Below are 1,816 nucleotides of genomic sequence, written 5' to 3' on the forward strand. Positions count from 1 at the left end.
ACGTGCAATAACAACACCTTCAAAAATCTGGATACGTTCACGGTTACCTTCGACAACTTTCGCGTGTACACGAACAGTGTCACCAGGACGGAATGATGGGATATCAGTACGAAGTTGACCTTCTGTCAAGCTTTGGATTAATGGATTCATTTTATTCTCCTATCTTTGTCAATCTTGAGGAAACTTCCTCAGCGGATAAACTGTATTTTTGTGCGTCCATTACACACAAGATACAGTTTACCAAATTTCCTAGAAAAAGTAAAGAAATTTACAGTAAAATTCCTAAAAAAATAGCAAGCAAACCACCTAAGTAGGTCAAGAGAAAATATCTGTAAAAGACCTTCTTATCAGCTAAGAGTTTTTGGAGTTCATCATTCAAGGTTGAAAAAGTGGTTAGACCTCCACAAAATCCTGTAGCAAGGATAAGATAGACTTCTTTAGACTCCACATGATTGTAAAATAAGCCAATCAAAAAACAGCCCAGTAGATTAGCTATGAGAGTTCCTAGAGGCAGTACTGAACCCTGATTATAACGTGAAAAGAAATAACGCACAAGGGCACCTAGTCCACAAGCAAGCGCTAGATATAATACTACCATTTCTTCCTCCCTAAACAATAAGCCAATAAAAGTCCACCACCAATGCTCAGAACTAGATAGATTACTAGACTTAGGTAAGAACCTCTATCCAGCAATTTCACGCCATCTAACATGAGGCTTGAAAAAGTCGTTAATCCTCCACAGAAGCCAGTTCCAAGCGCTAAAATGACACCTTTACTGCTTCCCTTATAAACCAAATAACCTTTGACAAGATAGACTAAGCAGAAAATTCCTACATAGTTAGCAAAGAGAGTTCCCCATGGAAAGTCTGGACTGGCTGGCAACCATCTCGAAATCTGATATCGGACAAGTCCTCCCAGCATGGCAGCTAGAAAGATTCCTAGTGGGTAAAATTGTTCTTTTTTCATTTGATGTTTTTATCCTGATAATCGCGCGAACGTTTGAGAATATCAGAAAAAGTCTCAACGATTGTCTCTTCGTATTTTTTATTGCTGACGTGATTTCTGACCTTCTCAAAGATAGCTTCTTCTCTTTTAGTATCTAGAATAGCTTTTCCTGAAGCTTTTTTATAAGCAACTACCCCCTCAACTAGATGCATTCTTTCTTCTAAGAGTTTTACGATTTGGTCATCAATTTGATCGATTTCTTGTCTAATAATATCTAAATCCATAGATCCTCCTTCTTAATTTGAATCAATTTATAAAAAGCTTCTAAATGGGCTAGTTCATTCCTAGGGAAAACTAACAAAAACTGCACTGACAACTTTCATCAGTGCAACTTCATGCTTATCCTACTTTAGCAGCTAATTCTTCTGCAAATTGTTCCAAGCGTTCGATATCTTCTTCTTCTGCAGAGAGATCCACTTTGACACACTCTGATCCCTTTTCAGCTCCTGTTGCCACAAATACACGATCAAAGTCATCAACAGCTTTACAGAACTCATCATAGAAAGTATCGCCTGATCCTACCACACCGTAGATTTTACCACTCAAGTTAAGATCTGCTAGGTCTTCGTAGAAGTCCATCATCTCATCTGGTAACTCTCCATCACCGTAAGTGTAGGTTGCAACGATCGCGATATCTGCTTCAAGAAAGTCAGATGCGTCAACAGTTGTACACTCATCAACATCCACCTCTAAGCCCAATTCACGCAATTTATCTGCTACAATATCTGCAATTTCTTCGGTATTACCGGTCATACTGGCAAATACAATTTTTGCTAATGCCATATCGTCCTCCTCAATTTATCTTTCTCCA

Annotated in this window: 5 protein-coding genes; all 5 read right to left on the reverse strand. The window is 38.5% G+C overall.

Annotated features, from left to right (window positions below; translation table 11 throughout):
• The coding region (locus tag E7C97_RS09405; protein WP_316109055.1) for a 50S ribosomal protein L19 at positions 1-150 on the reverse strand (150 nt) is incomplete at its 3' end.
• A 118-nt stretch (positions 151-268) separates the two neighbouring features.
• A complete protein-coding gene (crcB, locus tag E7C97_RS09410; RefSeq protein ID WP_049528200.1) occupies positions 269-598 on the reverse strand; it encodes a fluoride efflux transporter CrcB in 330 nt (109 codons plus the stop codon).
• Positions 592-966, reverse strand: a complete 375-nt coding sequence (gene crcB / locus E7C97_RS09415) for a fluoride efflux transporter CrcB (protein ID WP_316109053.1) — start codon at positions 964-966, stop codon at positions 592-594. Before crcB (E7C97_RS09415) ends, crcB (E7C97_RS09410) begins: the two co-directional genes overlap by 7 nt.
• Positions 963-1,229, reverse strand: a complete 267-nt coding sequence (locus tag E7C97_RS09420; protein ID WP_049509463.1) for a chorismate mutase — start codon at positions 1,227-1,229, stop codon at positions 963-965. Before E7C97_RS09420 ends, crcB (E7C97_RS09415) begins: the two co-directional genes overlap by 4 nt.
• A 115-nt stretch (positions 1,230-1,344) precedes the next feature.
• Positions 1,345-1,788 carry a flavodoxin gene (locus E7C97_RS09425; protein ID WP_001162134.1) on the reverse strand — a complete coding sequence of 148 codons (444 nt, stop codon included), beginning with the start codon at positions 1,786-1,788 and terminating at the stop codon, positions 1,345-1,347.
• Positions 1,789-1,816 lie beyond the last annotated feature (28 nt).

The sequence above is a fragment of the Streptococcus sp. genome, assembly GCF_032481935.1.
Classification (GTDB): Bacteria; Bacillota; Bacilli; order Lactobacillales; family Streptococcaceae; genus Streptococcus.

Bases quoted from the DNA above. Each gene is read 5' to 3' on its own strand.
- crcB (WP_049528200.1), bottom strand. From the start codon at position 598: ATGGTAGTATTATATCTAGCGCTTGCTTGTGGACTAGGTGCCCTTGTG.
- crcB (WP_316109053.1), bottom strand. From the start codon at position 966: ATGAAAAAAGAACAATTTTACCCACTAGGAATCTTTCTAGCTGCCATG.
- E7C97_RS09420 (WP_049509463.1), bottom strand. From the start codon at position 1,229: ATGGATTTAGATATTATTAGACAAGAAATCGATCAAATTGATGACCAA.
- E7C97_RS09425 (WP_001162134.1), bottom strand. From the start codon at position 1,788: ATGGCATTAGCAAAAATTGTATTTGCCAGTATGACCGGTAATACCGAA.